At 76.2% G+C, this 21,700-nt stretch carries 4 protein-coding genes; all 4 read left to right on the top strand.

All coding sequences use genetic code 11. From position 1 onward, the window contains the following. A partial coding sequence (locus IE207_RS26205) for a type I polyketide synthase (protein WP_190186768.1) occupies positions 1-10,098 on the top strand: 10,098 nt, incomplete at its 5' end. Between the two features lie 29 nt (positions 10,099-10,127). Then, positions 10,128-14,870: a type I polyketide synthase gene (locus IE207_RS34005; RefSeq protein WP_308433668.1), complete on the top strand. Its 4,743-nt coding sequence runs from the start codon at positions 10,128-10,130 to the stop codon at positions 14,868-14,870. Positions 14,871-14,930: 60 nt separating this feature from the next. Next, positions 14,931-20,432, top strand: coding sequence for an SDR family NAD(P)-dependent oxidoreductase (locus tag IE207_RS26195; RefSeq protein WP_190186767.1), 5,502 nt, complete (start codon positions 14,931-14,933; stop codon positions 20,430-20,432). Beyond that, on the top strand, positions 20,429-21,664 hold the full coding sequence (locus IE207_RS26190; protein ID WP_373304770.1) for a cytochrome P450 family protein: 1,236 nt from the start codon (positions 20,429-20,431) through the stop codon (positions 21,662-21,664). The genes IE207_RS26195 and IE207_RS26190 overlap by 4 nt, the downstream gene beginning before the upstream one ends. The last annotated feature ends 36 nt before the right edge of the window (positions 21,665-21,700 follow it).

The raw sequence follows: 21,700 nt of genomic DNA, 5'->3' as shown, positions 1-21,700 counted from the left end.
CACGGGACGGGGACCCGGTTGGGGGATCCGATCGAGGCGCAGGCGTTGTTGGCGACGTATGGACAGCGGTCTGGGCGGGGTGAGCCGTTGTGGTTGGGGTCGTTGAAGTCGAACATCGGGCATGCGCAGGCGGCTGCGGGTGTGGGTGGTGTCATCAAGATGGTGATGGCGCTGGAGCACGGGGTGCTGCCGCGCACTTTGCATGTGGATGTGCCGTCGTCCCAGGTGGACTGGGAGGCGGGTGCCGTCTCCCTCCTGACGCAGGAGCGGGCGTGGCCGGAGGTGGGGCGTCCGCGTAGGGCGGGTGTGTCGTCGTTCGGTGTGAGCGGGACGAACGCGCACGTGATCTTGGAGCAGGCCCCGGCCGTCGAAGCGGTGGTGGAGTCCGCCTCGCGGGAACTGCCGGTCGTTCCCCTCGTCCTCACCGCCAAGTCCGAGACCGCACTGCGCGCCCAGAGCGCCCGCCTGGACGCCCACCTGGAGCAGAATTTCGCCTTGCGTCCCCTGGACGTGGCCCTGAGCCTCGCGACCGGCCGCTCGATGCTGGAGCACCGCTCGGTCAGGCTGGGCCCCACGGTCGTGGAGGGCGTCGCAGGCTCCACGGGCCGTCGGGTGCTGGTGTTCCCGGGGCAGGGGACGCAGTGGGTCGGGATGGGTGCGGGGCTTCTCGAGTCTTCGCCGGTGTTCGCGGCTCGGTTGCGGGAGTGTGCGGATGCGTTGGCGCCGTTCGTGGACTTCGATGTGGTGGAGGTGGTCCGCGAGGGCCGTTCGCTGGAGCGGGTGGATGTGGTCCAGCCGGTGACGTGGGCGGTGATGGTGTCGCTGGCCGCGTTGTGGCGGTCGCTGGGTGTCGTCCCGGACGCGGTGGTGGGTCATTCGCAGGGCGAGATAGCCGCCGCTGCTGTCTCCGGCGCACTGTCGCTGGAGGATGCCGCCCGGGTGGTGGCGCTTCGTGCCGCGGTGATCGGGCGGGAGCTGGCGGGGCTGGGCGGTATGGCGTCCATTCCGCTGCCGGTGGCCGAGGTGGAAGCCCGGCTTGCGGGGTGGGCCGGGCGGCTGGGTGTCGCCGCCGTCAACGGGCCGTCCAGCACGGTGGTGGCGGGTGATGCGGATGCCATCGTGGAGTTCGTCGCCGCCGCCCAGGCGGAGGACATCCGGGCCCGCCAGGTCCCCGTCGACTACGCCTCCCACTCGGCGCACGTCGAGCGGATCGAAGCCGAACTCCTCGACGTCCTCGGCCCGATCACCCCTCGCCGGGCCGACATCCCCTTCTACTCCACCGTCACCGCCGGACTCGCCGACACCACCACCCTCGACGCCGCCTACTGGTACCGCAACCTGCGCCAGCCCGTCCGCTTCGAGGACACCATCCGCTCCCTGATCGCCAAGGGCTTCACCACCTTCGTCGAGTCCAGCGCCCACCCCGTCCTGACCATGGGCATCCAGGAGACCGCAGAGGCTTCCGGAGCCGAGGTCCTCGCCGCCGGGTCCCTGCGCCGCGACGAGGGCGGGCTCCAGCGTCTGCTGACCTCCGCCGCCGAACTCTTCGTACGCGGCGTCGACATCGACTGGGCCGCGCTCTTCGGGGGCACCGGCGCCCGGCCCGTCGACCTGCCCACCTACGCCTTCCAGCGCACCCACTACTGGCTTCCCCCGGCCCCCGCCACCGAGGCGGCGGTCACCCCGCGGGACTCCCTCGCATACCGCGTCCAGTGGAAGAGCCTGCGCACCGACGACCCCGCCGCCCGCCTGAACGGACGCTGGCTGCTCGTCGTCCCCGACTCCCCGCCCGCCGCCGACCACGCCGGCGCCGACCACGCCGGCGCCGACCACGCCGGCGCCGACCACGCCGGCGCCGACCACGCCGCCGCCGACCACGCCGGCGCCGCCCGCCAGGCCCTCGCCGCCCTCGGCGCCACGGTGGAGACCCTCGCTGTCGACCCGGCCCACGCCGACCGGTTCCTCCTGCGCGCCCGCCTCGCCGAAGCCGCCGACCGCCCGGACGGCCCCCCGCTCACCGGGATCCTGTCGCTGCTGGCCCTCGCCGACGGCACGCACCCCGAGCACCCGGCCCTGCCCCTCGGTGTCGCCGCCACCTTGACCCTCACCCAGGCCGCCGCCGACGCGGGCACCACGGCCCGGCTCTGGGCGGTCGGCTCCCGCTCGGTCGCCGTGTCACCCGCCGAGACCCCGAACCCCGCGCAGGCCCAGCTCTGGGGCTTCGGACGGGTCGCCGCCCTCGAACTGCCCGCCCTGTGGGGCGGTCTCCTCGACCTGCCCGCCCGGCCCGACGCCCGCGCCTGGCAGCAGCTCGCCGCCGTCCTCGCGGCCCCGGGCGCCGACGACCAGGTCGCCGTGCGGCCCTCCGGCACGTACGGGCGCCGCCTCGTCCAGGCCGCCGCCGGCCGCCCCTCGGCGCCCACCGCCGCGCGCGGGACCGCACTCGTCATCGGTGACCTCGCCGCCGTCGCGGCCCCCCTGGCCCGCCGGCTGCTCGCCGCCGGCGCCGAACGGGTCGTCCTGGCCGGACCGGCCGACGGCCTCCCGGACGAGCTCGACGGCGCCCTCGCCGCACGCGTCGCCCTCGCGCCCTGCGACCTCGCCTCGGACCGGGAACTGCGCGAACTGCTCGCCCGGTACGCGCCCTCGGCCCTGTACGTCGTCCCGCCGCCCGCCGCGCCCGCTACCCTCACGGACACCACCACGGAGGGCTTCGCAGCCGCCGTCGCCGCCAAGACCGACCTGGCCGTGCGCCTCGCCGGGCTCTTGGCGGACACCGGCACCGCACCGGACGCGTTCGTCCTCTTCTCCTCCGTCGCCGGGGTGTGGGGCGGCGCCGGCCAGGGCGGCTACGCGGCCGGCACGGCCCACCTCGACGCGCTCGCCGACGTACTGCGCGGCCGCGGCCTGCCCGCCGTGTCCGTCGCCTGGACCCCCTGGCGGGGCGCCCTCACCGGTCCCGCCGCCGACCGGATCCGCGGCGCCGGCCTGTCGTTCCTCGACCCCGAGCGGGCTCTGGACGTCCTGGACACCGCCCTCGCACGCAGCGAGAGCGGCCTCGCCGTCGCCGACGTCGACTGGGAGCGGTTCGCCCCCGCCTACACCGCCGCCCGGCCCTCCGCGCTCCTCGACGAACTGCCCGCCGTACGCGCGCTGCGCGCGGCCGAGCGGGAAGCGGCCGCGGCCCGGGCCGCCGACGACACCAAGATCGCGGCGGGCCTGCGGGGAAGGCCCGCCGAGGAACAGCGACGGGAACTGCTGAGGCTGGTGCGCACACAGGTGGCCGCCGCGCTGGGCCACACCGCGCCCGAGGACATCGCCCCCGACCGGGCGTTCAAGGACCTCGGCGTGAACTCCGTGACCGCCGTCGAACTGCGCAACCGGCTCCGCGAGGCCACCGGACTGGGCCTTCCCGCGTCCCTCGTCTTCGACCACCCGACCAGCGCCGCCCTCGCCCGTCACCTCCAGGAACTGGCGGCCGGCACCGACCCCGAGCCCACCACGGCCGGCCCGTTCACCACCGCCCCCTCCGGAGGGGACGGCGAACCCGTCGCCGTCGTCGCCATGGCCTGCCGCTTCCCCGGCGGCATCAACACCCCCGACGAGCTGTGGCGGCTGGTGCGCGACGGCGGCGACGCCATCACCCCCTTCCCCGCCAACCGCGGCTGGGACCTCGACGGCCTCTACGACCCCGACCCCGAGGCGAAGGGCCGTACGTACGTCCGCGAGGGCGGATTCCTGCACGAGGCACCCGACTTCGACCCCGAGTTCTTCGGCATCTCCCCCCGCGAGGCCCTCGCCATGGACCCGCAGCAGCGGCTCCTGCTGGAAACCTCCTGGGAGGCCCTGGAACGGGCCGGCATCGACCCGGACGTGCTGCGCGGCAGCCGCACCGGCGTGTTCGTCGGCACCAACGGCCAGCACTACATGCCGCTGCTGCAGAACGGCGACGAGGACTTCGACGGCTACCTCGGCACCGGCAACTCCGCCAGCGTCATGTCCGGGCGGCTCTCGTACGTCTTCGGCCTGGAAGGTCCGGCCGTGACCGTCGACACCGCCTGCTCGGCGTCCCTGGTCGCCCTGCACCTCGCCGTCCAGTCCCTGCGGCGCGGCGAATGCGGGATGGCCCTCGTCGGCGGCGCCACCGTCATGTCCACACCCGAGATGCTGGTCGAGTTCTCCCGCCAGCGCGTCATGTCGCCCACCGGCCGCTCCCGTGCCTTCGCGGCGTCCGCCGACGGCGTGGCCCTCGGCGAAGGCGCCGGCATGCTCGTCGTGGAGCGGCTCAGCGACGCCGAGGCCAACGGGCACCCCGTCCTCGCCGTCATCCGCGGCTCCGCCGTCAACCAGGACGGCGCCAGCAACGGTCTCACCGCCCCCAACGGCCCTTCCCAGCAGCGCGTGATCCGCCAGGCCCTCGCCGACGCCGGACTCGGACCGCACGACGTGGACGCCGTCGAGGCCCACGGCACCGGCACCGAACTCGGCGACCCCATCGAAGCGCAGGCCGTCCTCGCCACCTACGGCGAAGGCCGCCCCGCCGACGCCCCCCTGTGGCTCGGCTCCGTGAAGTCCAACATCGGCCACACCCAGGCCGCCGCCGGCGTCGCGGGCGTCATCAAGATGGTGCTGGCCCTGCGCGGCGACACCCTGCCCCGCACCCTGCACGTCGACGAACCCACCCCGCGCGTCGACTGGTCCTCCGGCGCGGTGGCCCTGCTCACCGACGACCTGCCCTGGCCGCGGCGCGAAACCCCGCGCCGCGCCGCCGTCTCCGCCTTCGGCATCAGCGGCACCAACGCCCACGTCATCCTGGAGGAGGCGCCCCGCCCGGCCGCGCCCGCCGCGACGGACCCCGACGGGCAGAGCGACCCGTGGGCGGAGGTCACCGTCCCGCTGCTGCTGTCCGCCCGCTCCGAACCCGCGCTGCGCGCCCAGGCGGCCCGACTGCGCGCCGGACTCGTGGACAACCCCGCGCTCCACCCCGCCGACGCCGGGTACACCCTGCTGACGGCCCGCTCCCGCTTCGACCAGCGGGCCGCCGTCATCGGCGAGAGCCGCGAGGAACTCCTCGAGGCGCTGGCCCTGCTCGCCCAGGACCGGCCGCACCCCGCCGTCCTCCGCGGCACCGCCGGACCCGGCGACCGCATCGTGTTCGTCTTCCCCGGCCAGGGCTCCCAGTGGCCCGCCATGGCCGAAGGTCTCCTCGACCGGTCGCAGGCGTTCCGCGACACCGCGCTCGCCTGTGACGCGGCGCTGTCCGCCCACCTCGACTGGTCCGTCATGGACGTCCTGCGCCAGGTCCCCGGCGCCCCCTCGCTCAGCCGCGTCGACGTCGTCCAGCCCGTCCTGTTCACCATGATGGTGTCGCTGGCCGCCGCCTGGCGGGCCATCGGCGTCCACCCGTCGGCCGTCGTCGGCCACTCCCAGGGCGAGATCGCCGCCGCGTACGTCGCCGGAGGCCTGAGCCTGGACGACGCCGCACGCATCGTCGCCCTGCGCAGCCAGGCCTGGCTCACCCTCGCGGGCAAGGGCGGCATGATCGCCGTGTCCCTGGGCCCCGACGCGCTGCGCCCCCGCCTGGAGCGGTTCGGCGACCGGCTCTCCATCGCCGCCGTCAACAGCCCCGGCACCGCCGCCGTCGCCGGTGAACCCCAGGCCCTGCACGAACTGCTGGAGGAGCTGACCGCCGAGGGCGTCCACGCCCGGGCCATCCCCGGCGTCGACACCGCCGGGCACTCCGCCCAGGTCGACGCCCTCAAGGAACACCTCCTGGAGGTCCTGGCGCCCGTCGCCCCGCGCAGCGGCGACATCCCCTTCTACTCCACCGTCACCGGCGGCCTCCTCGACACCGCCGGCCTCGACTGCGCTTACTGGTACCGCAACATGCGCGAACCCGTCGAGTTCGAGCAGGCCACCCGCTCGCTCCTCGCCGACGGCCACGAAGTCTTCCTCGAACCCAGCCCGCACCCCATGCTCGCCGCCTCCCTCCAGGAGACCGTCGCCGACACCGGCGCCCGCGCCGCCGTCCTCGGCACCCTGCGCCGCGACAAGGGCGGCGCCCGCTGGTTCGGCGCGGCCCTCGCCGCCGCCCACGTCGCAGGCGTCGAGATCGACGCCGACGCCCTGTTCGGCCCCGGCTCCCGCCGCGTCGACCTGCCCACCTACCCCTTCCAGCGCGAGCGCTACTGGTACAACGCGCCCGCCCGCCGCGGCGACGCCGCCTCCATCGGCCTGCGCGAAGCCGGCCACCCCCTGCTCGGCGGGGGAGTGGAACTGCCCGAATCCGGCTCCGTCGTCTACACCGCCCGGATCGGCGCCGACACCCAGCCCTGGCTCGCCGACCACACCCTGCTGGGTACCGTCCTGCTGCCCGGAGCGGCCCTCGTCGACCTGGCCCTGTGGGCCGGCCGGCAGTCCGGCTGCGGCCGCCTGGACGAGCTGATCCTCCAGGCCCCCGTCGTCCTGCCCGACGACGGCGCCGTCGAACTGCGGCTCCTCGTCGGCGCCGCCGACGAAGACGGCCGGCGCACCCTCACCGTCCACTCCCGCGAGGCGGACGCCGACCCCGGCGCGCCCTGGCACCGCCACGCCGAAGCCGTACTCGCCCCCGCCGCAGGGGACCTGCCCGTCCCGGCCGCCGCGCCCTGGCCCCCCGCCGGCGCCCGGCCCGCCGGGCGCCGCGAACCCGACGCCTTCTACGAGGAGTTCACGGCCCGCGGCTACGACTACGGCCCCCACTTCCGGGGCTACCGCGACGGCTGGCTCGACGGCACCGCCGTCCACGCCGAAGTCGCCCTGCCCGAACGCGGCGCCGACACGTCCGCCGGCTACGGCATCCACCCCGCGCTCCTGGACGCCGCCCTCCAGACCATGAGCCTCGGCGCGTTCTTCCCCGACGACGGCCAGGCCCGCATGCCGTTCGCCGTGCGCGGCGTCCACCTGCACGCCGAAGGCGCCGGCCGGCTGCGCGTCACCATCCACCCCGTCAGCGCCGAAGCCGTCCGGCTGAACTGCACCGACGAAGCCGGCCGCCCCGTACTCGACATCGCCGAACTCCTCGTGCGCACCGTCTCCCCCGAACAGCTCGCCGCCACCGGCGGCCGCACCCGCCTCGGCGGCGCCCTGTACGAGGTCACCTGGCCGCAGCTGCCCGCCGCCGACGCCCTGCCGGTACGCCGGATCGCCGTCGTCGGCGAGGACCACGCCAAGGTCATCGCCGCCCTCGAAGCCACCGGCGGCGCCTGCGACTGGTACCCCGACCTGCCCGCGCTGCTCGACGCGACCGCCGCCGGCCAGGCTCCCGACACCGTCGCCGTGTCCTTCCCGCACCACCCCCGCCCCGACGCGCGCACCGCCCACGCCGTCGCCCACCGCGCCCTGGACCTCGCCCAGGCCTGGCTCGACGCCGGGGACCGGCTCGCCGGCACCACCCTCACCCTTCTCACCCGGGGCGCCGTCTCCACCACCCCCGACGAGGACACCACCGACCCGGCCGCCGCCACCGTGTGGGGCCTGATCCGCTCCGCCCAGTCGGAGGAACCCGGCCGCTTCACCCTCGTCGACCTCGACCCGGGCGCCTGGGACGCCGCCGCGCTCACCGCCGCCCTCGCCTCCGGCGAACCGCAGCTCGCCGTCCGGGGCGGCGCCGTACGCGTCCCCCGCCTGGCCCGTGCCACCGCCACCGACCAGCGCGGCGACGTCCTCGTACCGCCCGCCGCGACCCCCGCCTGGCGGCTCGCCACCAGCGGCACCGGCACCCTGGAGGGCCTGCGCCTCACCCCCGCCCCCGACACCCTGGCGCCCCTGGAGGAAGGCCAGGTCCGCATCGCCGTCCGGGCCGCCGGAGTCAACTTCCGCGACACCCTCATCGCGCTGGGCATGTACCCCGGCGAAGGCGTCATGGGCGCCGAGGGCGCGGGCGTCGTCACCGAAACCGGCCCCGGCGTCACCTCCGTCTCCCCCGGCGACCGGGTCCTGGGCATGTGGACGGGCGGCTTCGGCCCCTACGCCGTCGCCGACCACCGCATGGTCGCCCCGATACCGGCAGGCTGGACCTACGCCGAAGCGGCCTCCGTCCCCGCCGTGTTCCTCACCGCCCAGTACGCCCTGACCCGCCTGGCCCGGGCCACCCCCGGCCAGTCCCTGCTGATCCACGCGGCCGCCGGCGGCGTCGGCATGGCCGCCCTCCAACTGGCCCGCCACCACGGCCTCACCGTGTACGCCACCGCCTCCACCGGCAAGTGGGACACCCTGCGCGGCCTCGGCCTCACCGATACGGCCATCGCCAACTCCCGCACCACCGCCTTCGCCGACGAGTTCCTCGCCGCGACCGGCGGCCGGGGCGTCGACATCGTCCTCAACTCCCTCGCCGGCGAATACGTCGACGCCTCCCTGCGGCTGCTGCCCCGCGGCGGCCACTTCCTCGAACTCGGCAAGGCCGACGTCCGCGACCCGGACACCGTCGCCGCCGACCACCCCGGCACCCGCTACCAGGCGTTCGACCTGGTCCAGGCCGGACCCGACACCGTCGGCGACATGCTCCGCGAACTCCTCGCCCTCTTCGACGCGGGCGTCCTCACCCCGCTGCCACTGACCGTCCACGAGATCCGGCACGCCCGCGAGGCGTTCCGCACCCTCAGCCAGGCCCGGCACACCGGAAAGCTCGTCCTGACCATGCCGCCCTCCTTCGGGCCGCACGGCACGGTCCTCGTCACCGGCGGCACCGGTACCCTCGGCAGCGCCGTCGCCCGCCACCTCGTGACCGGACACGGCGTACGCCACCTCGTGCTCGCCGGCCGCCAGGGCCCCGACGCGGACGGCGCGACCGCCCTCACCGCCGAACTCACCGCCCTCGGCGCCGAGGTCACCGTCCGGGCCTGCGACGCCGGCGACCGCGAGCAGCTCGCCGCACTGCTCGCCGACATCCCCGAAGCGCACCCGCTGACCGGCGTCGTCCACACCGCGGGCGTCCTCTCGGACGGCACCCTGCCCACCCTCACCCCGGGCGCCCTGGACACCGTCCTGCACCCCAAGGTCGACGCCGTCCTCAACCTGCACGAACTGACCCGCGACCTCGACCTGTCGGCCTTCGTCCTCTACTCGTCCTCCTCCGCACTCTTCGGCAGCCCAGGCCAGGGCGGCTACGCGGCGGCCAACGCCTTCCTCGACGCGTTCGCCGGCTACCGGCGCTCGCTGGGCCTGCCCGGCGTCTCCCTCGCCTGGGGCCTGTGGTCGAGCAACAGCCGGATGGCCGGACACCTCGACCAGAGCGGCATGCACCGCCGCCTCGCCCGCGGCGGCATCATGCCCCTCACCGACGCCGAAGGCCTCGCGCTCTTCGACGCCGCCCAAACCGCCGGCGCCCCCCTCCAGGTGCCCATCAGGCTCAACCACGCGGCCCTGCGCGCCGCAGCACCCGTACCCGCCTTCCTGCGCGAGCTGGTCGGCGACGACAACCGGGCCCGCGGCGGAACCCACCGGACGGCAGCCCCCACCGAGACGCTCGCGGACCGCATCGCCGGCCTGCGCGCCGAAGAACAGGAGGAACTGCTCCTCGACGCCGTACGGACACACGCCGCGGCCGTACTCGGCCACGGCGGCCCCGAGGGCATCGTCGTCGACCGCGCCTTCAAGGAACTCGGCTTCGACTCCCTCACCGCCGTCGAGATGCGCAACCGGCTCGCCGCGGCCACCGGACTGCGCCTCGCCGCCACCCTCGTCTTCGACCACCCGACACCGGCCGCCCTCGCCGGGCACCTGCGCCGCGCGCTCGCCCCCGACGACAACCCGGCGGCCGGCGAGCCCGCCTTCGCGGCGCGGCCCGACATCGTCATGGCCGAACTCGACCGGCTGGAAGCCCTGTTCGGGACCCTGCCCGGGCGGACCGACGGCACGGCCGGCCCCGACGAGACGGCGCACCGGGAGATCGCCAACCGGCTGGCGGCCCTCACCGGCCTGTGGCACGGACTCGGCTCCGCCACCGCAACGACCGGCCCGACGGACAGCCTTCCGGACTCCGGGGCGTCCTCCGTCGCCGACTCCATCGAGGACGCCGACGACGACGAGATCTTCGCATTCATCGACGAGCGGTTCTGAACCGCACAGCACGTACGGGGTGACGAGACATGGCGAACGAAGACAAGCTCCGCGAGTACCTCAAGCGGACGACGACCGAACTGCACCGCACCAGCGAACGCCTCAAGGAACTCCAGGCGCGCGCCAACGAGCCGATCGCGATCGTCGGCATGGCCTGCCGGCTCCCCGGCGGCGTCGACACCCCGGAAGCCCTCTGGGAACTCGTGTCCTCCGGCACCGACGCCGTGGGCCCCTTCCCCGGCGACCGCGGCTGGGACGTGGACGGCCTCTACGACCCCGACCCCGACGCGGCCGGCCGCACCTACTGCCGCGAAGGAGGCTTCCTGGGCGCCGCCGGGGCCTTCGACCCCGCCTTCTTCGGCATCTCCCCCCGCGAGGCGGTCGCGATGGACCCCCAGCAGCGGCTGCTGCTGGAAACCTCCTGGGAGGCCCTGGAACGCGCCGGCATCGACCCCCGCTCCCTGCACGGCAGCCGGACCGGCGTCTTCGTCGGCGCCTGGGACGGCGGCTACACCGCCCACGTCCACGAGCCGTCCGCACAGCTCGAAGGGGACCTGCTCACCGGCAGCGTCGTCAGCTTCACCTCCGGCCGCATCGCCTACACCCTCGGCCTGGAAGGCCCGGCGGTCACCGTCGACACCGCCTGCTCCTCCTCCCTCGTCGCCCTCCACCAGGCCGCCCAGTCGCTGCGCCGGGGCGAATGCGACCTCGCCCTGGCCGGCGGAGTCACCGTCATGTCCACGCCCGCCGTCTTCGTGCAGTTCTCCCGCCAGCGCGGCGTGGCCGCCGACGGACGCTGCAAGGCCTTCGCGGACGCCGCCGACGGCTTCGGCCCCGGAGAAGGCGCCGGGATCGTCCTCGTGGAACGCCTCTCCGACGCCGTACGCAAGGGGCACCGCGTGCTCGCCGTCCTGCGCGGCTCGGCAGTGAACCAGGACGGCGCCAGCAACGGCCTCACCGCCCCCAGCGGCGCGGCACAGCAGCGCGTCATCCGCCAGGCCCTCGCGGACGCCCAGGTCACCGCCGCCGACGTCGACGCCGTCGAGGCGCACGGCACCGGCACCAAACTGGGCGACCCCATCGAGGTCCACGCCCTCATGGACACCTACGGCAGCGCACACGGCGCCGAACGGCCTCTGTGGCTCGGGTCGCTCAAGTCCAACATCGGCCACACGCAGGCCGCCGCCGGGGTGGCCGGCGTCATCAAGACGGTGATGGCGCTCAGGCACGGGACCCTGCCCAGGACCCTGCACATCGACGCACCCTCCTCTCAGATCCTCTGGGACTCCGGAGCCGTCTCCCTCCTGACGGAGGACCGGGCGTGGCCGGAGACGGGGCGTCCGCGCAGGGCGGGTGTGTCGTCGTTCGGTGTGAGCGGGACGAACGCGCACGTGATCTTGGAGCAGGCCCCGGCCGCCGAACCCGTGGCCGAAACGGCGGTACGCGAACTGCCGGTCGTACCGCGCGTCGTGACCGCCCGCTCAAAGGCGGCACTGCGGGCCCGGCAGGACCAGCTGGCGGCCCTGCCGGAAGGCGGTCCCGGACTGCGACCACTGGACATCGGCTACACCTTGGCCGCTGCGCGCGCCGTCTTCGAACACCGCGAGGTCACGGTCGGCCCGACGGTCGTGGAGGGCGTCGCAGGCTCCCCGGGCCGTCGGGTGCTGGTGTTCCCGGGGCAGGGGACGCAGTGGGTGGGTATGGGTGCGGGGCTTGTCGATTCTTCGCCGGTGTTCGCGGCTCGGCTGCGGGAGTGTGCGGATGCGTTGGCGCCGTTCGTGGACTTCGATGTGGTGGAGGTGGTCCGCGAGGGCCGTTCGCTGGAGCGGGTGGATGTGGTCCAGCCGGTGACGTGGGCGGTGATGGTGTCCCTTGCCGCGTTGTGGCGGTCGCTGGGCGTCGTCCCGGACGCGGTGGTCGGTCACTCGCAGGGCGAGATAGCCGCCGCTGCTGTCTCCGGCGCACTGTCGCTGGAGGATGCCGCCCGGGTGGTGGCGCTTCGTGCCGCGGTGATCGGGCGGGAGCTGGCGGGGCTGGGCGGTATGGCGTCCATTCCGCTGCCGGTGGCCGAGGTGGAAGCCCGGCTGGAGGCCTGGGCCGGGCGGCTGGGTGTCGCCGCCGTCAACGGGCCGTCCAGCACCGTCGTGGCCGGCGATGCGGATGCCATCGTGGAGTTCGTCGCCGCCGCCCAGGCGGAGGACATCCGGGCCCGCCAGGTGCCCGTCGACTACGCCTCCCACTCGGCTCACGTCGAGCAGATCGAAGCCGAACTCCTCGACGTCCTCGGCCCGATCACCCCTCGCCGGGCCGACATCCCCTTCTACTCCACCGTCACCGCCGGACTCGCCGACACCACCACCCTCGACGCCGCCTACTGGTACCGCAACCTGCGCCAGCCCGTCCGCTTCGAGGAGACGATCCGCTCCCTGGTCGCCAAGGGCTTCGGCACGTTCGTCGAGTCCAGCGCCCACCCGGTGCTGACCATGGGCATCCAGGAGACCGCCGATGTCCTGGCGGGTGGTTCGCTGCGTCGTGACGAAGGCGGCCTGGAACGCTTCCTCATCTCCGCTGCCGAGTTGTTCGTGCGGGGTGTGGATGTCGACTGGGCTGCTCTGTTCGAGGGCACGGGTGCCCGGCTGGTGGATCTGCCGACGTATCCGTTCCAGCGCGCCCACTACTGGCTGGAGCCGTCCGCCCCCGCCACCACCCCGGCCGCTCCTGCCGGTGTTGATTCCTGGCGGTACCGGCCCACCTGGAAGGGCCTGGCCGGCGGTTCGGCGACTCGGCTGGACGGCCGGTGGCTCCTCGTCGTCCCGCAGGGTCTGGACCCCGACCTGGTCGAGGCTGCCGAGGCCGCGTTGACCCGTCACGGCGCTCGCACCGAGCGGCTGGCCATCGATCCGGCCACCGCCACCCGCACCGCGCTCTCGACCCGACTCGCCGCCCACCGCGACGACGCCCCCACCGGAATCCTCTCCCTCCTCGGCGCCGACGAGCGAGCGCACCCCGACCACCCCGACCTGCCCCTCGCCGCCGTCGGCACCACCCTGCTCGCCCAGGCGGCGGCCGACGCGGAACTCACGGCCCGGCTGTGGGCCGTCACCCGGGGCGCGGTCGCCGTCTCGCCCGGCGAACTCCCCCGGTCCTCCGGCGCCCAGGTCTGGGGCCTGGGACGGGGCATCGCGCTGGAGCAGCCGCGCCTGTGGGGCGGCCTCGTAGACCTGCCGGAGGACCCCGGCCCCCGGGACTGGGACCGGCTCGCCGCGGCCCTCGCCCGTACCGACGCCGAGGACCAGATGGCCGTACGCCCCGCCGGGACGTACGGGCGCCGGCTCGTCACCGCCGGCACCGCGCCCGTCCGCCGGGAGTACGCGCCGCGCGGCACCGTCCTGGTCACCGGCGGCACCGGCGCGCTCGGCGCCCACGTCGCACGCTGGCTCGCCGGAGCCGGCGCCGCCCACCTGGTCCTCACCGGCCGGCGCGGCCCCGACGCGCCCGGGGCGCTCGAACTGGCCGCCGAACTGCGTGCCCTGGGCGCCGACGTCACCCTCGCGGCCTGTGACGTCTCCGACCGCACCGCGCTCGACGCGCTCCTAGAGGCCCACCCGCCGACCGCCGTCTTCCACACCGCCGGCGTCCCGCACTCCGCGGCCTTCCTGGACACCGGGGTCGAGTCGTTCGCCGAGGTGTACGCGGGCAAGGTCGCGGGCGCCCGCCACCTGGACGAACTGACCCGCGCGCGAGGGCTCGTACTCGACGCGTTCGTGCTGTACTCCTCCGGCGCCGGCACGTGGGGAAGCGGCGGCCAGAGCGCCTACGGAGCCGCCAACGCCGCCCTCGACGCGCTCGCCGAACAGCGCCGCGCCCGGGGCCTCGCCGCGACCTCCGTGGCCTGGGGCCTGTGGGGCGGCGGCGGCATGGGCGAAGGCGCCGGCGAAGAGTTCCTCAGCAGCCGGGGCCTGCGCGCCATGGACCCGGTCCTCGCGGTGCGGGCCCTGGGCCGGGCACTCGACCGGGAGGACGTGTGCGTGGCCCTCGCCGACATGGACTGGCCGCTCTTCGCGAAGGGCTTCACCGCCTTCCGGCCCAGCCCCCTCATCGCCGAACTGCCCGGCGTGCGCGAGGCGACGGGCGCCGACCAGCCGGACGCTCCCGCGGACGACGGCCTGACCGCCCGCCTCGCGGCCGCCGGACCGGCCGAGGGGTACGAGATCGCGCTCGACGCGGTGCGCCGCGCCGTCGCGGCCGTGCTCGGCCACGCCGGGCCCGAGGACGTCGACCCGGAGGGGGCCTTCAAGGACATCGGGTTCAGTTCCCTCACCGCGGGGGAGTTCGCCGGACGGCTCAGCACCGCCACCGGGCGCAAACTGCCCCCGACCCTCGTCTTCGACTACCCGACGGCCTCCGCCGTCGCCGCCCACCTGGTCGAACTCCTCACCCCCGCGGCCCCGGGACCACACGCGGCGGGCGACCCCGAGGAGACCCGGATCCGGGCCGCGCTGGCGGCGCTGCCGCTGTCCGCGCTCCGCGAGTCCGGCCTGCTCCCGGCTCTCCTCGCGCTCGCCCCGGGCGGCGCACCGGCGCACGGCGCGCCCGCGTCCCCGCTCCAGCAGCGCTCCGGTGGCGGCGCGTTCGATGGCCTCAGGGCCCACACCAAGGCCGACACCAGGGCCGGCACCGACACCGCCACCGACGCCGACGAGGTCGCGCACATCGACGACCTCGACGGGGACGCGCTCATCGAGCTGGCCCTGCGCGACGCGGCCGCCTGACGCACGAGCCCACGTCCTCCACCCGCCGCCGCCCCGCCCCGTCCAGAGAGGGACCCACCGATGGCCATGTCCTCCGAGAAGCTCATGGAGGCGCTGCGCACCTCGTTGAAGGAGACCGAACGCCTGCGCAGGCGCAACCGGGAGCTGGCCGCGGCCGCGCACGAGCCCATCGCCGTCGTCGGGATGGCCTGCCGCTATCCCGGCGGGGTGGACTCGCCGGAAGGCCTCTGGGACCTGGTCGCCGCCGGGCGGGACGCCGTCGCGCCGTTCCCGCAGGACCGCGGCTGGGACCTGGAGGGGCTCTACGATCCGGACCCCGAATCCGCCGGCACCACCTACTGCGACCAGGGCGGGTTCCTCTCCGGCGCCACCGACTTCGACGCCGCGTTCTTCGGGATCCCGCCGCGCGAGGCCGTCGTCATGGACCCCCAGCAGCGGCTGCTGCTGGAAACCTCGTGGGAGGCGCTGGAGCGCACCGGCCTGGACCCGCGGACCCTGGCCGGTACCGGCACGGGCGTGTACGTGGGCGCCGCCCACGCCGCCTACGCGAGCGACCCGGACCGGGTCCCGGAGGGGTCGCACGGCTACCTCCTGACGGGCAGTGCGGACGCCGTGCTGTCCGGCCGGATCTCCTACGCCCTCGGTCTCGAAGGCCCGTCCATGACGGTGGAGACGGCCTGTTCGTCCTCGCTGGTCGCCCTGCACCTCGCGGTGGCCGCCCTGCGGCGCGGCGAATGCGGCCTGGCACTGGCCGGGGGCGTCGCGGTCATGCCGGACGCCGCCGCGTTCGTGGAGTTCTCCCGGCAGAAGGGCCTGGCCCCCGACGGCCGGTGCAAGGCCTTCTCGGCCGACGCCGACGGCACCGGATGGGCGGAGGGCGTCGGCGTCCTCGTCCTGGAGCGGCTCTCCGACGCCCGCGCGGCCGGCCGCACCGTCCTCGCCGTCATTCGCGGTACCGCCGTCAACCAGGACGGCGCGAGCAACGGCCTCACCGCCCCCAACGGTCCCTCCCAGCAGCGCGTCATCCGCCAGGCCCTCGCCGACGCGGGCCTCGAACCCCAGGACGTGGACGCCGTCGAGGCCCACGGCACCGGCACGCGCCTCGGCGACCCCATCGAGGCGCAGGCCCTGCTGGCCGTGTACGGACAGGGCCGGCCCGCGGACGCGCCGCTGCGGCTGGGCTCGCTCAAGTCCAACATCGGGCACGCGCAGGCCGCCGCCGGGGTGGGCGGCGTCATCAAGACCGTCCAGGCCATGCGGCACGGGCTGCTGCCCCGGACCCTGCACGCCGAGGAGCCCACCCCGCACGTCGACTGGACGGCGGGCGGCGTCCGGCTGCTGACCGAGCCCGTTCCGTGGCCGGCCGGCGCCCGGACGCGCAGGGCGGGCGTCTCGGCCTTCGGCGTGGGCGGCACCAACGCACACGTCATCCTGGAAGAGGCACCCCCCGCGCCCGCCCCGGCCCCCGACGCCGAAGAGGCGCCGCGCGTGGCCCTGCCCCTCGTGCCGTGGTTCGTCTCCGGCCGTACCGGGCCCGCGCTGCGCGCACAGGCGGCCCGGCTGCGCGAGCACCTCGCCGACGCCCGGCCCTGCCCCCTCGACACCGGCCTCTCCCTCGCCGCCACCCGTACCGCCTTCGACCACCGCGCCGTCGTCCTCGGCACCTCCTACGCCGACCTCGCCCGCGGCCTGGACGCCCTCGCCGACGGCACCCCCTCCCCGGCCGTCGTCCACGGTGTGCGCCGGCGCGAGGCGAAGACCGCCTTCCTCTTCACCGGCCAGGGCAGCCAGCGCCCCGGCATGACCCGCGAACTGCACTCGGCGCAACCGGTGTTCGCGAAGGCGTGGGACGCCGTCGCCGAGCGGCTCGACGCCCACCTGGAGCGCCCGCTGGCCGCCGTACTGACCGCCCCGCCCGGCACTGCGGACGCGGAGCTGCTGCACCGCACCCGGTACGCGCAGGCCGCGCTGTTCGCGGCGGAGGTGGCCCTGTTCCGGCTGCTGGAGCACTGGGGCATGCGGCCCGACGTCCTCCTCGGGCACTCCGTCGGCGAGATCGCCGCCGCACACGTGGCCGGTGTCCTCGGACTCGACGACGCCTGCACCCTCGTCGCCGCCCGCGGCCGGCTGATGGACGCGCTGCCGCCCGGCGGTGCCATGCTCTCGGCCCGCGCCGCCGAGGAAGAGGTGCGGGAGCTGCTGGCGGCGCACCCCGGCGCGGTGGACATCGCCGCCGTCAACGGCCCCCGGTCGGTGGTCGTCTCGGGCACCGAACAGGCCGTCGAGGCCGTCCGCGCCCTGCTGGAGGAGCGGGGGACGAAGACCAAGCGGCTCACCGTCAGCCACGCCTTCCACTCGCCGCTCATGGACCCCGTACTGGCCGAGTTCCGCGAGGTCGCGGACCGGCTGGCCTACCACGCCCCCCGCATCCCCGTGATCTCCAACGTCACCGGCCGCCGCGCCACCGGACAGGACCTGCGCACCGGCGCCTACTGGGCCCGGCACGTCCGCTCCGCCGTCCGCTTCGCCGACGGGGTGCGCACCGCCCGCGGCCTGGGCGCCGCCACCTACGTCGAACTCGGGCCCGACGGCGTGCTGTGCGCCATGGCCGAGGACGTACTCACCGCGCCCGACGCCACCGGCGCGGCCCCCGCCGACGAGGCGCCCCTGCTGGTGCCCGTACTGCGGCGCGGCCGCCCCGAGGGCGAGACGCTGCTGCGCGCCGTGGCCGCCGCCTCCGCCCGGGGCGCCGCCCTCGACCGCGCCCGCCTCTTCGAGGGGACCGGCGCCCGCCCGGCCCCGCTGCCGGTGTACGCCTGGCAGCACCGCCGGTACTGGATCGCCCCCGCCGGACGCGGCGGCGCCCGCACCGGGGCCCGGCGCTACGAGGTCACCTGGCGGCCCCTGACCACCCCGCCGGGCCCGGCCGCCCGCCTCCACGGGACCTGGCTGATCGTGGAACCCGCCGGGTCCGCCGCACCGCTCGCCGAGGCCGCCGAGCGGGCCCTGACGGCGCGCGGCGCGACCGTCCGCCGGCTGCCGCTGGACGCCGGGGCGGCCGACCGGACCACCGCGGCCGCCCTGTTCGAGGCGGCCGGCGACGGCCCGGCCGGGGTCCTGTCCCTGCTGGGCACGGCCGAGGACACCGGGTCCGACCTGGTCCCGGCCGCCGTCCGGGCCACCTTGCACCTCGCCCAGGCCATGGCCGAGAAGGCCCCCTCCGCGCGGCTGTGGTGCGCGACCCGGGGCGCGGTGGCCGTGACCGAAGGCGAACGGCCCCGGGCCGCGGGCGCCCAGCTGTGGGGCCTCGGCCGGGTGGCGGCCCTCGAACTCCCCGCCCTGTGGGGCGGCCTGGTCGACCTGCCCGGGACGGACCCGGCCGACGACGACGCCTGGCGGCTGCTCGCCACGGCGCTCGGCGGCCCCGAGGACCAGGTGGCCGTCCGCGCCGGACGCGCCTACGGCCGCCGGCTCACCCCGGCCCCCGTACCCCGCGCCGGGCAGACCCCCTACCGTCCGCACGGCACCGTCCTGGTGACCGGCGGCACCGGGGCGCTCGGCGGGCACCTGGCCCGCCGGCTCGCCGCCGAAGGAGCCGCGCACCTGCTGCTCGTCGGCCGGCGCGGCCGCCGGGCCCCGGGCGCGGCGGAACTGGAAGCCGAACTCCTCGCGCTGGGCGCCAAGGTGACCTTCGGGGCCGCCGACCTCGCGGACCGGGACGCGCTCGCCGCCCTGCTGGCACAGGTCCCCGCCGACGCCCCGCTGACGGCCGTCTTCCACGCCGCGGGCGTCCCGCAGGTCAGCCCGCTGACGGAAGCCGGCGCCGAGGTCTTCGCGGACGTGTACGCGGGCAAGGTAGCCGGCGCCCGCCACCTCGACGAACTGACCCGGCCCCTCGACCTGGACGCGTTCGTCCTGTACTCCTCGGGCGCCGGGGTCTGGGGCAGCGCCGGACAGTGCGCGTACGCCGCGGCCAACGCCGACCTCGACGCGCTCGCCCTGCGCCGGCGCGCCGACGGACTGCCCGCGACCTCCGTCGCCTGGGGCCTGTGGGGCGGTCGCGGAATGGGCGAGGGCGAAGGCGGCGCCTACCTGCGGCGCAGGGGCGTACGGCCGATGGACCCGCAGGACGCGCTGACCGAGCTGCTGCGCGCCGTCGCGGCGGGCGAGGCCAACCTGACGGTCACCGACACCGACTGGGGGCCCTTCGCGGACGGCTTCACCGCCTACCGCCCCAGCCCCCTGATCGCAGACCTCACCCCGCCCACCCCCGGCGAGCCCCGGACCCGGTCCGGCCTCGGCCCGGCGGACGCCGGTACCCGGTCCGGCCTCGGTCCGGCAGACGCCGGTGCCCGGTCCGGCCTCGGTCCCGCGGACGGCGGCGCACCGTCCCGGCCCCCGGCCGCCGCCGTCCCGGCCCCCGGCCGTGGCGTGGCCCACCTGCCCGCGGCGGAGCGCCCCGGCGCCGTCCTCGCCCTCGTGCGCGCCGAGGCCGCCGCCGTACTCGGCCACGACACCCCCGACGAGGTCGAGACCGACACGCCGTTCCTGCTGCTCGGCTTCGACTCCCTGGCCGTCACCCACTTCCGGCGCGCGCTGAACTCCGTCACCGGACTCGAACTGGACGCCGAGGCGCTGTTCACCCACGACACCCCGGCCAAGCTCGCCGCCCACCTGCTGGAACTCCTCGGCACGGAACGCGGCGAACAGGGCGCGTCCGCAGCCGCCACCCTCGTCCCGCTCTACCGCGACGCCGTCGCCACCGGCAGGGTGGCCGAGGCCGTCGACGCGCTCGGCGCCGTCGCCGCCCTGCGACCCGTCTTCACCCGCGAACGCCCCCACCCCGTCTCGCCCGTCCCCCTCGCACCCGAACCCGCACCCGACGCCCCCGGCCGGCCGCTGCTCATCGCGGTCAGCGGCACCGCCGCCGTCTCCGGCCCCACGGAGTTCGCGGCCTTCGCCACCGCCCTGGCCGGACGGCGCCCCGTCCTCGCCCTCCCGCAGCCCGGGTTCCGGCCGGGGGAGCCGCTGCCCGACTCCCTGGAAGCCCTGTGCGCCGCCCACGCCGCGGCCGTCACCCGCCTCGCCGCGGGCCGCCCGTACGCGCTGATCGGCCACTCCGCCGGGGCCAACGCCGCCCACGCGCTCGCCCGGCACCTGGAGGACACCGGCCCCGGACCCGCCGCCCTCGTCCTCGCCGACGTCTACACCCCGAGCGCGCCCGGAGCCATGGGCGTCTGGCGGGACGTCATGCTCCGCTGGGCGATGGACCGTACGCCCGTACCGCTCGACGACACCCGGCTGACCGCCATGGGCGCCTACCACCGGCTCCTGCTCGGCTGGGCCCCGCAGCCCACCCGCGCGCCGGTCCTGCACCTGCGTGCCACCGACCCCATGGCCGCCTGGAGCGACCCGGACCAGGACTGGCGGTCCGTCTGGGAGTTCTCCCACACCGCCCTGGACGTCCCCGGCAACCACTTCACGATGATGACCGAGCACGCCCCGGCCACCGCCCGCGCCGTCGACGCCTGGCTGGACGCGCTGCCCGGCGGCGACCGATGACGAGGAGCCCCATGACCTCAACCCTGCCGGCCCCGACCCTGCCGCCCGCGCCGCAGCCGTCCCCCGAGTCCGGACGGGACATCGCCCGTCGGGCCCGTGGCAGCCAACTCACCCGGGCCGCCCAATGGTTCGCCGGCATCGCGGGCGACCCGTACGGGCTGCTCCTGCGCGCCGGGACCGACGACCCGGCCGCCTTCGAAGAGCGGGTGCGGGCCCTCGGCCCGCTGCACCACAGCGAGCTGCTGGACACCTGGGTGACGGCAGACCACGCCGTCGCCCGGGAGGTCCTGGAGCACCCGGCTTTCGACGGACCCGGACCGGCCGCCGGTGACCCCGGCGACGACCCCCTCCCGTACCGCAGCACCGCCTTGACCCTCGACCGGGCGGGCGCCGCCCGGCTGGCCGCCCTCACCGCCTTCGGCGGCCCCCTGCTGCACGTCCCGGACGGGACCGGAGCCGAGGAGCAAGCCGCGGCGCACGCCCGTACGCTCCTGGCCGGGCTCGGCCGGCGCTTCGACCTCGCCGAGGACTTCGCACGCCCCCTCATGGGCCCCGTCCTCGCAGGACAGCTCGGCCTGCCCGCCTCCGCGCACGCGGAGTTCGCCCGCATCCTGCCCGGCTGCCGCCACGCCCTCGACGGCCTGCTCTGCCCCCAGACCCACGCCACCGCGCGGGCCGCCGAAGCCGCCGAGGAGGCCATGGCCGCCCTGCTGGCCCGCGCCTTCGACGGGGCCGGGGCCGATGCCGTGCGGGCCCGTCTGGTGGTGGCCGTCAGCGCCGCCGAGGCCACCGCCGTCCTCCTCGTCAACGCCGTCCGGGCGCTGCTGGCGGAGCCGGGCGCCTGGCAGCGCGTCGCGGCCGGCCCCGCCGCGGCCCGCGCGGCCGTCGAACACACCCTGCGCGTCGCACCGCCCGTACGGCTGGAGACCCGCGTGGCCCGCACCGGCGTCACCCTCGCCGGCACCCCGCTCCGGGCCGGGGCACGGGTGACCGTCCTCGTCGCCGCCGCGGGCCGCGACCCACGGGCACCCGAGGACGCCGGACCCCTCGGCCTGCCCGGCGACCTGCACTTCGCCCTGTCCGCCCACCTCGTCCGGGCGAACGCCGGCGCCGCGCTGCGCGTCCTCGCCGAGACCCTGCCGGACCTGCGCACCGTCGGCGAGCCGGTGATCCGCCCGCGCTCACCGGTGCTGCGCGCCCCCGCCCGCTTCCCGGTCGCCACGGCCGCCTGAACCGGCCCGACCGCCCGCCCGCCCACCGTCACGAGG

This window comes from Streptomyces cirratus (genome assembly GCF_014650775.1).
GTDB lineage: Bacteria > Actinomycetota > Actinomycetes > Streptomycetales > Streptomycetaceae > Streptomyces > Streptomyces cirratus.
The sequence above is the reverse complement of the archived record's forward strand: the minus strand, read 5'-3'. Positions and strand labels throughout refer to the sequence as shown.